Source organism: Vibrio sp. 10N.261.46.A3, assembly GCF_041472995.1.
Classification (GTDB): Bacteria; Pseudomonadota; Gammaproteobacteria; order Enterobacterales; family Vibrionaceae; genus Vibrio; species Vibrio coralliirubri.
Genome location: NZ_JBFRRH010000158.1, coordinates 1 through 15861, shown reverse-complemented (window position 1 = coordinate 15861; position 15861 = coordinate 1). Strand labels below are relative to the sequence as shown.

General features: G+C 44.3%; 17 protein-coding genes and 1 pseudogene. 12 read left to right on the top strand and 6 right to left on the bottom strand.

The features are described 5' to 3' along the window. Positions 1 to 261, top strand: a pseudogene (locus tag AB4484_RS25550) (amidohydrolase); the annotation flags it as partial. 386 nt (positions 262 to 647) lie between these two features. Here AB4484_RS25550 and AB4484_RS25545 read toward each other — a convergent pair. The 6 genes from AB4484_RS25545 to uraH form a co-directional block, all read right to left on the bottom strand. Then, positions 648 to 848: a hypothetical protein gene (locus AB4484_RS25545; RefSeq protein WP_372080926.1), complete on the bottom strand. Its 201-nt coding sequence runs from the start codon at positions 846 to 848 to the stop codon at positions 648 to 650. A 9-nt stretch (positions 849 to 857) separates the two neighbouring features. Next, complete coding sequence (locus AB4484_RS25540; RefSeq protein ID WP_372080925.1) at positions 858 to 1196, bottom strand: YkvA family protein; 339 nt, start codon at positions 1194 to 1196, stop codon at positions 858 to 860. A 321-nt stretch (positions 1197 to 1517) separates the two neighbouring features. Further along, positions 1518 to 2879, bottom strand: a complete 1362-nt coding sequence (locus AB4484_RS25535) for an 8-oxoguanine deaminase (protein ID WP_372080924.1) — start codon at positions 2877 to 2879, stop codon at positions 1518 to 1520. 159 nt (positions 2880 to 3038) lie between these two features. Beyond that, complete coding sequence (locus AB4484_RS25530) at positions 3039 to 4490, bottom strand: nucleobase:cation symporter-2 family protein (protein WP_372080923.1); 1452 nt, start codon at positions 4488 to 4490, stop codon at positions 3039 to 3041. Positions 4491 to 4708: 218 nt separating this feature from the next. Then, on the bottom strand, positions 4709 to 6052 hold the full coding sequence (locus AB4484_RS25525) for an NCS2 family permease (protein ID WP_048611821.1): 1344 nt from the start codon (positions 6050 to 6052) through the stop codon (positions 4709 to 4711). Positions 6053 to 6297: 245 nt separating this feature from the next. Continuing rightward, positions 6298 to 6651, bottom strand: coding sequence for a hydroxyisourate hydrolase (gene uraH / locus AB4484_RS25520; RefSeq protein WP_048611819.1), 354 nt, complete (start codon positions 6649 to 6651; stop codon positions 6298 to 6300). Positions 6652 to 7062: 411 nt separating this feature from the next. On the opposite strand from uraH, the gene puuE reads away from it, so the two are divergent. From puuE to AB4484_RS25465, 11 genes are all read left to right on the top strand, one after another. Then, positions 7063 to 7983, top strand: a complete 921-nt coding sequence (puuE, locus tag AB4484_RS25515) for an allantoinase PuuE (RefSeq protein WP_372080922.1) — start codon at positions 7063 to 7065, stop codon at positions 7981 to 7983. Between the two features lie 23 nt (positions 7984 to 8006). After that, positions 8007 to 8522: a 2-oxo-4-hydroxy-4-carboxy-5-ureidoimidazoline decarboxylase gene (gene uraD / locus AB4484_RS25510; protein WP_123305833.1), complete on the top strand. Its 516-nt coding sequence runs from the start codon at positions 8007 to 8009 to the stop codon at positions 8520 to 8522. Positions 8523 to 8645: 123 nt separating this feature from the next. Further along, positions 8646 to 9632, top strand: coding sequence for an allantoicase (gene alc, locus AB4484_RS25505; protein WP_372080921.1), 987 nt, complete (start codon positions 8646 to 8648; stop codon positions 9630 to 9632). Positions 9633 to 9646: 14 nt separating this feature from the next. Beyond that, complete coding sequence (locus AB4484_RS25500; protein WP_061033011.1) at positions 9647 to 10207, top strand: ureidoglycolate lyase; 561 nt, start codon at positions 9647 to 9649, stop codon at positions 10205 to 10207. A 14-nt stretch (positions 10208 to 10221) separates the two neighbouring features. Next, the gene (locus AB4484_RS25495; RefSeq protein WP_372080920.1) at positions 10222 to 11538 is read left to right on the top strand and encodes a urate hydroxylase PuuD; all 1317 of its coding nucleotides are present in this window, start codon (positions 10222 to 10224) and stop codon (positions 11536 to 11538) included. A gap of 390 nt (positions 11539 to 11928) precedes the next feature. Next, complete coding sequence (locus AB4484_RS25490; RefSeq protein WP_017064999.1) at positions 11929 to 12201, top strand: DUF4282 domain-containing protein; 273 nt, start codon at positions 11929 to 11931, stop codon at positions 12199 to 12201. 125 nt (positions 12202 to 12326) lie between these two features. Continuing rightward, positions 12327 to 13541 carry a DUF3644 domain-containing protein gene (locus tag AB4484_RS25485; RefSeq protein ID WP_372080919.1) on the top strand — a complete coding sequence of 405 codons (1215 nt, stop codon included), beginning with the start codon at positions 12327 to 12329 and terminating at the stop codon, positions 13539 to 13541. A gap of 76 nt (positions 13542 to 13617) precedes the next feature. Next, on the top strand, positions 13618 to 14214 hold the full coding sequence (locus AB4484_RS25480; RefSeq protein ID WP_372080918.1) for a DJ-1/PfpI family protein: 597 nt from the start codon (positions 13618 to 13620) through the stop codon (positions 14212 to 14214). Positions 14215 to 14310: 96 nt separating this feature from the next. After that, positions 14311 to 14550, top strand: a complete 240-nt coding sequence (locus tag AB4484_RS25475) for a hypothetical protein (protein ID WP_372080917.1) — start codon at positions 14311 to 14313, stop codon at positions 14548 to 14550. A 15-nt stretch (positions 14551 to 14565) separates the two neighbouring features. Continuing rightward, on the top strand, positions 14566 to 15048 hold the full coding sequence (locus tag AB4484_RS25470; protein WP_372080916.1) for a GrpB family protein: 483 nt from the start codon (positions 14566 to 14568) through the stop codon (positions 15046 to 15048). Between the two features lie 353 nt (positions 15049 to 15401). Further along, positions 15402 to 15861 (top strand): RDD family protein (locus tag AB4484_RS25465; protein WP_372080915.1); only part of this gene is annotated, 460 nt, incomplete at its 3' end.

Sequence of the window (15861 nt, the reverse complement as noted above, 5' to 3'; positions counted from 1 at the left end):
TCAATGATCACGGGTATAGAGACACAATCGGCGAACATGATGCCAAGTTACGACCCATACGCGACACTGGTTTATCAAGCGAACCCAAGCAACATCGATACGACGATTGTGAACGGCCAAATCGTAATGGAAAACCGCGTGATGCAGACGGTTCAATTGGATGACATCCGTCAAAGCGTCGATGAGTTCGAAGCAGACATCACTGAGTTCGCGAAAGAGCTTTCTAAGAAAGCGATTAAGTCTAAGAGTTTGATGGATTAGGAATTCGTAAGTTAGAGTATCGATTGTCAGTTTGGTTTGAGTAAATAAAATACTTGTAAAAACAACACTGCCCTAGACGTAGGTTAGTGTTGCTTTTCAATTTTTAGTTTTATTATCCTGACTTTTGCTAAGTTCTTGTTGAATGAATACTAAATAGATTAAATGAGTTAAAGCCCCTGAAACCCAAACAATAAAAATCAGCCACTCCCACCAAACAATTACTTCACCGACAATGAGTGCGTAAATCACTTGGATACACATGATAATTGCTACCAAGTATGGACTTAACGCGGCACCTAGCATTGTGGCTGAGTAACATTAAAATTATGTTCTTCAATAACATGAGGGGTAAGTGATGTTTCTAGTGTATTCCTCACCATAACTAACTATTCCTTAATGGTATCGTAGATTTTTTTTGCCTTTAGAAGGTTATCTACCCCAATTTTGTCGATCGCTTTTTCTGTAAATTCGTCAACTCGCTCATCGTGTTGTCCATCTAGATTTAGCTTGCCATTAACCGCTTTACGGACTTTGTGTTTTACTAGGGCTTTAACGCTTGAGTCTTTAGCTTTTCTGAATAGATTCATAAGAAGTACCTAAGAGAAGAATTCTTTAGTGCGATTTTTAGCTTTTGCTTTCACTTTAGAGTCGATACATGTTGAGACAGCTAAGATAGCTGCAGCAATGACGCCAGCATCGTCTGTGAAGCCAAGAATAGGCGTTAGATCTGGAATTGCATCGATAGGAGAAATTAAATAACCCAATGCACCATAAATAGCAGCCTTATGACGAGCCTGACATTTATCAGACTCTGTTGCGTAATAGAGGTATAAGGCTTTTTCTATACTTTCTTCTCCGATTTTCTTTCCATACTTCTTACATTTATCCCAGAAACTATGGTCATTAAAATCTTTAATGTACTGTTCATTTGCCATTGTTTAGATCCGTTAAGAAAGATTTAAAAGGTTTATCTAGTTGCAGAGCAGTAGAACCTATCAATATTATTAAGTTAGCTTTATTTCTTAATATTTTGTTGAGGAAGAAATAGCGTCATAATCTTCAATAGGAATGCTATACTGTATTTATGGTATGGCATTCGCAACTGTAAGTCCATGAGTTTTTTTGCGGTGATAGATATAGAAGTATGTGAGGCTGTTTTCTAAATATACTTTTGATATAGTGACTAAATATCTTTGTACAAAAAGGCCGAGATCACGTCGGCCTTTTGTTTTCAGTGAGTTCAAAATATAGAAACTCTAGTTATTCATCGCCAACTTACCGAGCTTCATCGCCGCGGCGTGGTGGCGGTGCATCAGTTGCTCCATGTCTACGCCAATCACAGCCCCATCGTTGACTCGCCATTTTCCGGCTACCATCACTTTATCGGCTTGTTGAGCACCACAAAGTAGTAATGCAGCCAGTGGGTCGTGGCTACCAGAAAAGCGAATATCATCGAGCTTGAACATCGCGATGTCGGCTTGTTTGCCGACTTCTAGCGTACCGATGTCGGTTCTGCCCATTGCGGCGGCAGAGCCTGACGTTGCCCAGCGCAGTGCGTCGAAGTGTGAAACGTTGGCCGAGCCATATTGTAGGCGCTGTAAGTACATCGCCATGCGCACTTCGGCAATCATGTTCGAACCGTCATTCGAGGCTGAACCATCCACTCCTAGCCCGACTTTGACGCCAGCGGCTTCAAGGTCGTTGTTCTTACAAATACCGGAAGCTAACATCATGTTGGAAGTTGGGCAGTGACTGATGCCGATTCCTGCTTTGCCCAATCGTTTGATCTCTTCTGGATTGAAGTGAATACCATGAGCAAGCCAAGTACGCTCATTTAACCAACCCACATCTTCTAGGTAATCGACAGGGCGTAGGCCAAACTTCTCAATACAGAATTCCTCTTCATCGAGCGTTTCGCATAGGTGAGTGTGCATCATGACGTTCTCACGCTCACTGATCTTGGCTGTCTCTTTCATCAGGTCTGTAGTGACCGAGAATGGCGAACAAGGCGCGAGTGCGATTTGAATCATCGCCCCTTCATCACGCTGGTGGTAATCGCGGATCAAGCGTTGGCTGTCATCAATGATGGTCTGTTCGGTTTGAATGGTGTGTCGTGGAGGTAATCCACCTTCATCTTCCCCTAGGCTCATGGAGCCGCGCGTAAATATCGCTCTCACACCAAGCTTCTCTGCGGCCTCGACTTGTAAATCGATAGCGTGTTCAAGCCCGTTTGGTAGTAAGTAATGATGGTCTGACGCTGTGGTACAGCCCGACATCATTAACTCAACCAGAGCTAGCTCTGTAGCTAGGCTCATCATCTCAGAATCGAGGTTGGCCCAAACTGGATAGAGGCTTTGTAGCCAATGGAAGAGTTCTTTATTGAGTGCGCTAGGGTAGGCACGTGTTAGGGTTTGATAGAAGTGGTGGTGCGCATTGATAAGCCCAGGAGTCACAACATGACGAGAGGCGTCGACGCTGTAATCAACGGGTAAGGTCGGTTCTTTGTGTTTACCAACCAATTCAATGACTTTATTACCTTTAATGACAATTCCGCCTTCTGCATCAGCCAGTGAGCCAGTGTAGATTGCGAGAGGATTCTTAATCCAGATGGTTTCCATTCATAGTAGTCCTTAGCCATCTCAGCCTTTTCAGGGAAGAGGGTCTTTATTTGGTATTTGTAGTTAAAAGATAAATTCGAATCAGGGTCGTTAAAACGTTTAATGCTCTAATCAGCCCTGATCCTACGGAAATCGGTTTTACGTTAATCAGTGAACCAGTTAGTTCGCTTTGGGCTCCGGGTTATCTGATGTCGCTTGAACGTCTGCTTCTGTGCTTGCTTGTTGAATTTCTAATTGTTCATCTGCTTGAAGTGCTTCTTCAGCTTGTTCTTTCATTTCTAACTCAACTTGCGCTTGGCTCTCGGCCAGTGCTTCTTGCTCTTCTGCTCGTGAAGATTTCGGCAGAATAAGGTTCAGCAACACAGTCATGATAGTACCGGTAGTGATGCCAGAGTGAAGAAAGTTAGCTAGATCATGCGGCAAATGTTGCAGCAGTCTTGGTTCGAAAGTTACCGCCAAACCAGACGCCAAACCAACACAGATTACCAAGGCATTTCGCTTGGTGTCTGCGGCCTTGATCAACATGCGGATACCCGCGTAAGCGATCATACCGAACATCACGAAACCCACACCACCCAGAACAGGTTTAGGAATCGTGACGGCAATGGCGGCTAATTTCGGGAATAAACCACCTAAAATCAACAAACCACCGGTTGCAGCTACTACATAACGACTCGCTACACCTGTGATACCCACAATACCGACGTTTTGACTGAACGACGCTAATGGCATTGCCGTTAAAATTGAAGATAAGGTGCTGCCAAGGCCATCGCCTAGAAGACCACGTTTTAAATCTTTACCGGATACTTGGGTTTGACAGTTGTTACCCAGAGCCATGAAGTCACCGGTCGCTTCAGCGATAACCACTATGTACACCAAGCTCATGCTGATGATGGCACTCGCAGAAAAGGTGAAGCCATATTTGAAGGGTTCAGGTCCGCCCACCCAAGCTGCAGAACTGATTTGCTCAAGGTCGACCATGCCAAGCGATAGCGCCACAATGTAACCGCCCGCTAAACCAATCACGATAGCTGAAGCGGCAACCGCGCCTTTACAGTAAACCGATACGCCGACTACGATGCCTAACGATACAAGGGCTAGAAACAGTTTAGGTAGTGTGGCGAATTGTTCCGTGTTGGCAGGGGAATCGCCGACCCAGTTCATGGCAACCGGTAAAATGGTTAAGCCGATTAAGGTAACCACCACACCACTTACCACGGTCGGGAACAGCTTTCGAACCTTGTCCATGTAGAAGCTGGCACCAATTACCACGAATGAGCCGATAAGTGCCGAGCCCATAATAGCGGCGACGCCACCTTCGTTACCAATCGAGATAGCGACACCCAAAAAGGCAAAGCTCGAACCCATTACAACGGGCAGTCGAATACCGACAGGGCCGAAACCAAGACATTGAGCGACGGTCACAATACCTGACGCCAGTAGCGCAGCATTGATCAGCGAGACGATCTCTGTATTAGGTAGGCCGATAGAAGCGCCGACAATAAGGGGAACAGCCACAATGCCACCAATCGAGGCGAGCATGTGTTGCAGTGCGAGTAGGAGGGTCAGCCCATGAGGCGGTCTTTCATTTAGGGTGTACAGAAGTTTCATTTGATATTCCTCTGCCTGCGTTTCCGTTTACAGGCGATTGGCGGTCAAATAATGACTTCTACAAACTGCGTAGGGTCATAAAAAAGGTGCACTAAAGGAACGGATTGCTTGTGCGTTCCGCTGATTAGCACAATTAGCTTTTTCTTAAAAATGTTGTTGTAAGCTGTTTCTTGATAGCTCGGCCTGCGAACAGGCCAAGCGATAGTTACGTTTGGTGATTAGCCGATGAACACTAGCTTGGCGATGAAGATAGCCGCTAGGAAGTACATCGAAATTGATACGTCTTTTGTTTTACCTGTCGCCAGTTTCAGTACTGTGTAGGTAATGAAACCCAGTGCTATACCATTCGCGATAGAGAACGTCAGTGGCATCATCAGAGCGGTAATGGCTGCAGGTGCACCGTTGGTGAAGTCTTTCCAATCAACGTGTTGCATGCTGCTCATCATCACGAACGCCACGTAAATCAACGCGCCAGAGGTTGCGTAAGCTGGGATCATACCTGCAAGTGGAGATAGGAAAATCGCCGCTAAGAACAACACACCAACCACAATTGCCGATAGGCCAGTTCGTGCACCTGCTGCAACGCCCGCTGCACTTTCTACGTAACTGGTTACTGGCGGACAACCCACACACGCACCTGCCACGCTTGAGATACTGTCAGCTTTCAGCGCTTTGCTCAGACCTTCGATCTTGCCCGTTTCAGGATTGGTCAGATTTGCACGCTCAGCCACGCCCATCAAAGTACCCGCGGTATCGAACATGTTTACAAAAAGGAAAGCCAAGATAACGCTGATCATCGAAACATCGAGAGCGCCCATAATGTCCATTTTTAGGAACGTAGGCGCTAAACTTGGTGGCGCTGCGAAGAAGCCGTTGTAATGCACTAAGCCAAGCATCATACCGACCAGAGTTACACTCAAAATGCCGATTAACACTGCACCAAAGACTTTACGCTCACTGAGAACCGCGATGATAAGGAACGCGATAGCAGCCAGTAGTGCTTCTGGTTTAGTGAAGTCACCTAGTGAAACCAAAGTTGCTGGGTTTTCGACGACGATACCTGCTGTTTTTAAGCCAATCAGACCTAAGAACAAACCAACACCTGCTGTCATGGAGTAACGCAGACTCACTGGGATACTTTCAATGATCCATTGGCGGACTTTGTAGAAACTCATCCCGACGAACAAGATACCGGAGATAAACACCGCACCTAGCGCGACTTCCCAGCTGTAGCCCATTTCGCTTACTACTGTGAACGAGAAGAAGGCGTTCAAGCCCATGCCCGGCGCAAGTCCGACAGGCCAGTTCGCAAATAGCCCCATTAACAAACAACCGATCGCAGCACCAATACAGGTCGCGACGAATACCGCACCTGAATCCATGCCTGAAGCGGCCATGATTTGTGGGTTAACGAAGATGATGTAAGCCATGGTTGCGAAGGTGGTGACACCACCGACTAACTCATTTTTTACGCTACTTCCGTGGGCCTTAATTTTAAAAAACTTCTCTAAAATTCCGTTGTTCGCATCTTGGTTGAGTATTTCTGTTTTACTCTCACTCATGTCAGCAAGTCCTTTTATGTTGTGATCCATTTATTGAATACAGCGAGATTTCAATATTAAGTTTTAAGGTTTTTTCCTAGCCGTTATTTCTTTAGTTATCTGTTGGTTAGTCATCAACTTCTAACTAATAACGTTGTTAGTATTTTTATATGAGCGTGTTTAGTGGGTGCACACCTTTGGGGTGTACACGTGAATCTGTTTAATATTTGTCGGTTGAGCCTAGTTCGAAGTTCTAGGTCACGGGACTAACTGCCCCGATAGGTTGAGAAACTGTAAGGCGAGACGAGAAGAGGAACGTGATAATGCGCGTCTGGATCATCTAGACCAAAGCGAATAACCACATCATCTAGGAAGGGCACGCCATCTAGCTCCACGCCTTTGCTTCTATAGTAATCGGCGACGTAAAACACCAATTGGTATTTCCCCGGTCGGAAATCATTTCCTGCCAGAATCGGCGCATCGGTTCGGCCATCGGAGTTAGTGAGTACCGTCGCCAGTTTTTCTGTTGAGCCTTCGTTGACCTTATAAAGCTCTACCTTGATCTCTGCACCCGGTAAGCCGTGAGTAGTGTCTAATACGTGTGTTGTTAGTCTTCCCATAGTCCTTTAATAGCGCTTTTGGCGCTCCTCTGTTCCGTGGTTTATCTGTGTAATTCGACCCTGCAAAGAATGCAACTGGTCACTTTGTTATCACTAACTATGTACGAACTGTATACAATTAGTAAAGCGAATTGTTGGGAAAATGTTAACTATTTAGTCGTTTTTTATGACTTTAAAGATGAGGGTTATTGGTTTTTTGTCGAGAGTAACATTGTTAAAGTATTGTTTTTGAAAGGCTTGAGAGAGAAAAATTAACTTGAATAACAAAATCTTTACATTGAGATAAATAATTGTATACAATAAATGTACAGGGGTAAGGTTGCTCGGTTTTTGGAAAATCCATTCACTGATTCATTTTGATGAACCAGTGAAAGAGCGGCTAAGCCAACCACTTATGTTAGGAGTACTTGGATGAATAAGGATTATTCAAGAAATTTGATCGGTTACGGAGCTACCCCTCCAAACCCTCAATGGCCAGGTAATGCGCGCGTCGCGGTTTCTTTTGTATTGAACTATGAAGAGGGCGGTGAGCGTTGCTTGTTACATGGAGACGACGAGTCTGAAGCCTTTCTTTCAGAGATCCCGTCAGCACAGCCGATCAAAGGCGAACGTCACATCAGCATGGAATCCATCTATGAATATGGCAGCCGTGCGGGTGTATGGCGTGTTCTTCGCTTGTTCGATGAATATGAAATCCCACTGACCGTCTTTGCGGTTGCAATGGCGATTGAGCGCCACCCAGACGTTGCCAAAGCCATGGTCGAAGCGGGGCACGAAATCTGTAGCCACGGTTATCGCTGGATAGATTATCAATACATTGATGAGTCTGAAGAGCGCGACCACATGACCAAAGCGATTGAGATCATCCAACAAGTGACGGGGCAGCGCCCACAAGGTTGGTACACAGGTCGAACGGGTCCAAATACTCGTCGCTTGGTAGCAGAAGAAGGTGGCTTTCTTTACGACTCCGATGCTTATGATGATGACCTGCCTTATTGGCATACCGAAACCGGTCATCCTCAACTAGTGATCCCTTACACACTCGATGTGAACGACATGCGTTTTTCAACGGCGCAAGGATTCAACTCGGGTGAGCAGTTCTTCCAATATTTAAAAGACACTTTTGACACCCTTTATATGGAAGGCGAAACCGCACCGAAAATGATGTCGGTAGGACTGCATTGTCGTCTTATTGGTCGTCCCGGTCGTATTGCTGCATTGAGACGCTTCTTAGATTACGTAAAACAGCATGACAGCGTGTGGCTATGTCGTCGAATCGATATTGCCAACCATTGGCACAAACATCATCCATACAACGGACAACAAAATTAGAACGAACAGCAAGGAGGCTTAACGTGACTGAATTTCGATCTTGCCAACCAACAACCATGAACCGTGACACTTTTGTCGCGCACTTTGCTGATGTTTACGAGCACAGCCCATGGGTTGCTGAGGCGGTATATGACCAAGGTTTGAATGCCGAAGATGACCATATCGAGAACCTTCATCTGAAAATGGCATCGACCTTGTTAAGTGCAGACCAAGGCAAACAGTTGGCTTTGATCAACGCTCACCCAGATTTAGCGGGCAGAGCAGCAGTAAACGGCGAACTCACCGAGTCGTCGACCAAAGAACAAGCGGGGGCGGGCATTGACCAATGCAGCGCCGAAGAATTTGAAAAATTCACTTCTTATAACAACAGCTACAAAAGTCGCTTCAATTTCCCTTTTATCATGGCGGTGAAGGGAGCCAATCGTTACCAAATTCTTGAGTCGTTCGAGATGCGATTAGGAAATGATAGTGAAACTGAGTTTGCTACGGCGATTCAAGAGATCAATAAGATCGCGATGTTTCGTCTCTGGGATATGTAAGTTAACGGAGTTAACAGCTATCTCAGCCCAGTCTTAGTGTGCTAAAGATTTGATTTGTAAAAAGATAAGCCACTAAGTTCTCATTTTATTATTACTTGATTAATTTCATAGGATTACACGGACATGACCCATAAATTTGAACAGTACATAAACCTTGCAGACGAAAAACTCGGCGCAGAAGCTATCTTCGCAACAGACGATTTTTTCGCCGATAAAAGCCGTCTCCTCAGCCACGCAGCACCAGAGTGGAAAGACGACTTATACGACGATAACGGCAAGTGGATGGACGGCTGGGAAAGCAGACGTAAACGCGGCGAAGGTTACGACTACTGTGTCGTTCGCCTTGGTCTAGCTGGCACCATTGCTGGCGTTGATATTGATACCTCATTCTTCACAGGTAACTTCCCACCTTCGGCATCAATCGACGCATGCTATTCACCACAGGGTGAGCCAACAGACTCAACAGAGTGGCAAGAAATTCTGCCTTCAATGGCACTACAGGGTGATCATCATCATTTTGAAGACATCGAAAGCGACCAAGTATTTACGCACCTACGTTTGAACATCTATCCAGACGGTGGTGTTGCACGCCTTCGTGTTTACGGCCGACCAAGCGTTGACTGGGACGCAATAGACTCTCATCAACAGGTGGATCTAGCAGCCGTTGAGCACGGTGGCCGTGCACTGGCATGTAGTGATGAGCACTACGGTAATAAAGCCAACATCTTAGGCCCAGGCCGCGGTGAAAACATGGGTGATGGCTGGGAAACAGCGCGTCGTCGTACGCCGGGTAATGATTGGGTAATCGTGGCATTAGGTCACCCAGGTAATATCGAACGTATCGTTGTGGATACGGCGCACTTTAAAGGTAATTACCCAGACAGCTGCTCAATTCAAGCGGCTTACGTGAAAGGTGGTACCGACGATCAAGTGGAAACACAAAGCCTATTCTGGCGTGAACTACTGCCTGCTCAAAAGCTGCAAGCGCACGAGATTCACGAATTCATTTCTGAGGTAAACGACCTTGGTGCGATTACCCACGTACGTGCAAACATATTCCCAGATGGTGGTATTAGCCGTTTGCGTCTATTTGGTATGAAAGCGAAATAGGTAAGGAAATCAGTATGAGTAATGGAATACGTCGTTTAACTATCGAACCGTTAACTAAGCAAGCTTTTACTGAGTTTGGTGATGTTATCGAGTCTGATAATAGTGATTTCTTCATGATCAACAGTGGCTCAACACGTCGCTACCACAAGCTAGCGACAACGGACGTGCAAGACCAAGGCGGAGAAGCGATCATCAGCATCTTCCAAGCTACGCCGTTGAGCTACCCACTGACCATCAAAATGCTAGAGCGTCATCCACTTGGCTCTCAGGCATTCATTCCATTACTTGGTCAACCCTATTTAATTGTTGTTGCCCCAAAAGGCGGTAACCCATCGTTAGCCAATTGCCGAGCTTTCTTAAGCAACGGCCGTCAAGGAGTGAACTATCACAAAGGGGTGTGGCATCACCCGGTTCTTGCACTCACGGATCAAGACCAGTTCTTGATCGTCGATAGAGGTGGAGAAGGACATAACTGTGATGAAGTTTATTTTGAGAACGACCTGGTGGCATTGCATTTGGAAGATATGCCAACGGAAGACAACAAGGAAGAGCAACGCTTAGCTAAAGCGTTGTGATACAGGAGTTTATTATGGATCCGCATATTACAGAGTGGTTGAATTTAGCGATTCGCTGGATTCACATGATTGTTGGTGTTGCGTGGATAGGCGCATCATTTTACTTTGTTTGGTTAGAGAACAACCTTAACCGAGTTAACCCTAAAACTGGCCTTTCAGGCGACTTATGGGCGATTCACGGCGGTGGTATTTATCACCTAGAGAAGTACAAACTTGCGCCACCAGAAATGCCAGAGCACCTACACTGGTTCAAGTGGGAAGCTTACTTCACATGGATCACAGGCGTGTGTCTACTGGGTGTCGTTTATTACCTCAACGCAGAAATCTACCTGATTGCACCGGGCTCTGGCCTTGATTCAACAACGGCAATCGCGATTGGTATTGGTTCATTCGTTGCTGGTTGGTTTATCTACGACTTACTGTGTGACTCGCCATTAGGAAAAACCCCGGTGTTGCTTGGCGTTGTGCTGTTTGTGCTGCTCGTTGCTGCGACCTATGGCCTAACCCAAGTGTTCAGTGGCCGTGGTGCTTATATCCACGTGGGTGCCATTATCGGTACCATCATGGTGGGTAACGTATTCCGCGTTATCATGCCTGCGCAGCGTAACTTGGTGAAAGCGATTGAAGAGAAACGCGAACCGGATCCGGCACTACCTGCGAAAGGTCTACTGCGCTCTCGTCACAATAACTACATGACACTGCCAGTGCTGTTCATCATGATCAGTAACCACTTCCCAAGCACTTACGGCTCGGAATACAACTGGTTGATCCTTGCTGGCCTGGCAATCTTCAGTATATTGGTACGTCACTACTTCAATACCCGTCATGGCAGTCAGAAGTTCGCATGGACAGTGCCAGTAGCGGCATTGGGTATGATTACTCTCGCGTTTGTTACCTCACCTTACGCGAAAAAACAGATGACCCCGGTAGTGCAAGCACCAGTGGTTCAAGAGGTGCAAGTAAGCGCGACTGAATCAGTGACAGAAGAGCTTGCTGCAAACGACACCGCTTCAACGACTAGTTCCCAAGCTGCACCTGCAGACCACGCAATGCAAACTGCTAGCGCAGGCGTCAGCTTTGAAACCATCAACAAAGTCATTCAAGAGCGCTGTTCTGTGTGTCACTCATCAACCCCGAGCCACGCCGCTTTTGCTGCTGCGCCAGGTGGTGTGATGTTTGATACCCCAGAAGAGATTAAAGCCAACGTCCCAAGGATTGTTGCCCAAACCGTAACAACCAAGGTGATGCCGCTCGGCAACATGACTCAAATGACCGACGAAGAACGCGCACTGATCGGCACTTGGGTAGAACAAGGCGCTACGCTTCAATAATGATGTGAATCCTTTACCTAAGAGCATGAGTCTTAGGTAAGGCTTGGGGAGAGTTTGGTTTACGGGCACGCGCCAAACTCATCCCACCCTGTTTCCCCGGTTCCTATAACCGGGGCTTTTTGTTTTTGGACAAAGGCATATTAGAAACTTTATTAGTATGCATCCTTAATAGTTTTATGAATCCACCGAAGTGAGTTCGATATTTGCGTCACATGACACATTTAGTTGCATATAAATTGTTGTTGGTCATGAAATCTAGGCTGTATGTTTGGTATGTGTATGTTCTGAAAGGAAAGCTTGTTGAAATTCAAAGCTTTTGATTTCGAAAATTCACAAAGAACTAGTTAGATACCCAAGTATAAATTTCATAAAAAATAAGGAAATATAGTAATGAAATCAGTTTTTTCGTTCGACTCAATGTTAACTCCTAAGTTAGTTACTGGCCTATATTGGTTGTTGTTGCTAATCGCTGTAGTTTCAGGACTAGCAACCATGTTTGGAGGATATGGAGGCGTAACATTTGAGAAGTTTATTCTTGGTGCGTTTACGATATTAGGCGGCGCTATAGGTGCGAGAATTTGGTGTGAATTGATGATAGTTATCTTCAAAATTAATGAAAACCTGCAGTCTTTAAAGGACTTAAAAGGCGAGACTGAAGCCTAGTATTCAGATGCGTGACAGTTAATACTGTGGTGTTAACTGTCTACTGTATTTTTATGTTTGCTTTGTGATGGTTCATTGAGCGTCACGATTGTTTGGCGATGAGAACTGAACAGTAGGGAATTAGTATGTCTCAAAAGAAATGGCTTCAAGTTGATAAAGCATATAACTTCTTTTTGAAAAGTTATAAAGGTGGCTATGACTTTTCGCTAGAAGAGTTGGCGGAACAAACCGGTTGGAGTGTGTCTACTGTAAAAACATACTTGAGGAAGAAGTGGGTTTCCTTATTGGAACCGTGTGGATCAAACTTTAAAGTTACCGAACTGATCGCAACGTTCAATCAAACTACTTTCCGACAGCATCAAAGCCAAAAGGATGACATAGAAAAGTTCTTACATCAGATTATGCTGGAAAAATCTATTTCCGCTTGTATTTCGGCTATTGAAATATACAACAAACCTAACTTTGAGCACCGTGAAGAGACCTTTTCTATTTTAATGACAAATGCTTGGGAGTTATTACTTAAATCTAAACTTGTTAAAGAGGGAGGAGACTCACCTCAAGCAATTCATATTTTCAATAAAGGTGACATAGTTCTCTCTCCAAGTGGTAACCCTAAGACGATTTCTTTAGGTGCGGCGTTAAACCGATTACTTTCTAATGGTTCAGTTCCTCAAGTTGTAGGTGACAACATAAGGCTGCTAATGAACATCAGAGATGATTCAGTTCATTTCGTATGTGGAGACCTGGAACTTAGTACGAGTATCCAAGAAATAGGTACTGCATCTCTCAAGAACTTTATGACTCTGACCATGAATTGGTTCAACTACGATTTTAGTAGATATAATTTTTACCTAATGCCAGTTTCATTCTTTCACCTGTCAGACGTTACTAGCTTTAGCATTGATAACGAGGTAAAAGCCAATCTCTTAAAGTACCTTAAATATATTGAAAAAAACCATGAACACGATAAAGATGCTAATTACGCTATTTCACTAAAGCTCCATACCAAATTAGTCAAAACAACTAATGATGAAGCATTACAAGTTCGCTTAACTAATGATCCTGAGGCTCCTGAGATTATCCTTTCTGAAGAGGATGCACTTAAAAACTATCCTCATGATTACAATGAACTACTAGACATACTTAAAGACCGATATACAAACTTTAAACAAAATAGAGTATTCCATGATCAAATGAGAACTCTTAAAGGCGAGGGAGAAAGGTACTGTAAAGTGCGAAGGTTAGACCCTGATAACCCAAAAAGTATCAATAAAACCTTTTATCACAATAGAGTTATAGATCAATTTGACCAGTGGTATGAAAGGGTTCGCGTAAAGTAGGCTATAACTTTGATTTCAAGAGCTGCAATTGGCACCTCTCTCGCTAGAATTCGTTATGAAAAGGAATAGGAATAACATGGATATTGCTGTACTAACTTTTGATGGATTCAACGAGCTAGATTCTTTCATCGCATCGGGTATTTTGAACCGAATGAAAGAGTTTGGCTGGAATGTGCAGATTACTAGCCCTACAGAATCAGTGACTTCAATGAATGGAGTCACAATTCAATCCCAGCAACCTTTGGAATTTGCCAATACTGCTGATGCCGTGTTGTTTGGTAGTGGTTTGTTGACCCGCGATATTGCCCAAGATGATAAATTACTCTCAAGGTTAAACCTTAACCCACAAACACAATTGATTGGTGGTCAATGCTCAGGGACTTTATTGATGTCGGTATTGGGGTTACTGAATCAAGTTCCAGCCTGTACTGATTTAACAACGAAGCCATGGGTAATTGAATCCGGTGTGACCGTGTTAGACCAGCCGTTTTATGCGGAAGGTAACATTGCTACAGCGGGTGGATGCTTGTCATCCAAATACTTAGCTGCATGGGTTATCAGTAAACTCGCAGACCAAGCGTATGCCGAAGCTGCAATTCACTATGTTGCGCCTGTTGGTGAGAAAGAAGACTCTGTGAATCATTGCATGTCGATAGTAAGTACTTACGTTTAAACTGATTCATTGCGTGCGCAGTCCTGTATAAGGTTCTTTATATGAATCTCTACCCATGGCATTTTTAGTCCAAATTGACTTTAGTTAGGACAAAAAATGGAAGACTTAATAGTCGCGTATTTTAGGGTATTGAGCTCATTCTTTAGGTATCTGTTTCAGTCGATCTTGATTGAGTTCATTGGTTACGGAGCTGGCTGGATAGTCTGTAAAGTATTCACATTAGGGCGCTTCCCCCCATTGATTCCAACTGAAAAAGAGCGAACCAGAATCTCTTATATCGGAGCTATTAGCATCGTGTTGCTTCTGTTAGCAATTGGTGTGTTCATTAGTTTGTGATTCGAGTAAGGATATATGAAATTTTACCCCGCGGAACAATACCAAGCGGCTTGCAACGAGCTGTTTGTCCGATACGAACGTGACATCAAAACGCTAATCCCTAATGCGAGAGTTGAGCACGTAGGCGCCTCTTCTATTCCTTTTGCCGTGTCTAAGGGCGATTTGGATATCTTCGTTGGTGTTGAGCTTAGTGAGCTTAGTGAGCTTGAGGATGCTATAGAGCGACTCACAACACTCGGCTTCAATGAGAAACTCGATACCTTAAGAACACCCGAACTGTGTATGTTGGAGTCTACATCCGCTGATGATGTGGCGTTGCAAGTGGTCGCCAACGGTTCTGAGTTCGAATGCTTTCTAAGGTTTCGTGACAAGCTACGTGCGAATCCGGCATTAGTTCAGCAATACAACACCCTCAAAATGTCTTGTGAAGGTTGGTCTCAAGAAAAGTACCGTGCAAAGAAGTCGGCTTTTATCCAGCATGTGTTGGCTTTGAAATAGCATCAGTGCCCCTCACCTCTAATTGCCCAATTGACAAAAGCCTTACTAATACAAATCGTTAAGTCAAAAATCATTACCTCTGGAAATTTACCTTCTTAAATTCCCTTCAACCTATCTTATTGCGTTTCATAGTCAAAATTTAAGCAACTAAGCTCACATATATTGCATGGTGTATTAGTTTTGGCATTTGCCTGTGTTATGTTTTTATCGATTTTATAAAGCGTGACTTATCTATTGAAAGCAAAGTGTTTTCTTTCGAATTAATTTCAAGATTTGTCTATCAGTACATCAACCTAACGCTATCAAAAATCGATTTCTCGACGTTCATAATCAATATCACCTTAGGAAAGGACATGTCTGAAGTAGTAGAAAATACACCCGAAATTGTGCTCGCATCTCGATGGTCTCGCTTTTGGGCGTTTGTTATCGATGGCCTCATTTATGCAGCTGCTATGATTCCGGTTGTTCTATATACCGATTTGTTCGATCGAGCCGTTTCTAATGGAGGCATAGAGTTAAATGAACAAATCATGATGTTTGTTTATGGCTGGGTGGTATTCCTCTTGTGTAATGGCTACTTATTGCAAAAGAAGGGACAAACGATCGGTAAAAATGTAATGGAAATTGCGATTGTTGATATGGATGGCAAGCAACTAGGGTTATTCAACATAATGATCAAACGAATTTTACCTATGAACATCTTTGTTTATATTCCTGTTATTGGCCAATATATATCGATTATTAATTACCTGTTTGTTTTCCGCAAAAATAGACGCTGCTTGCATGACTTAATAGCCTGTCTCTTGATCATAT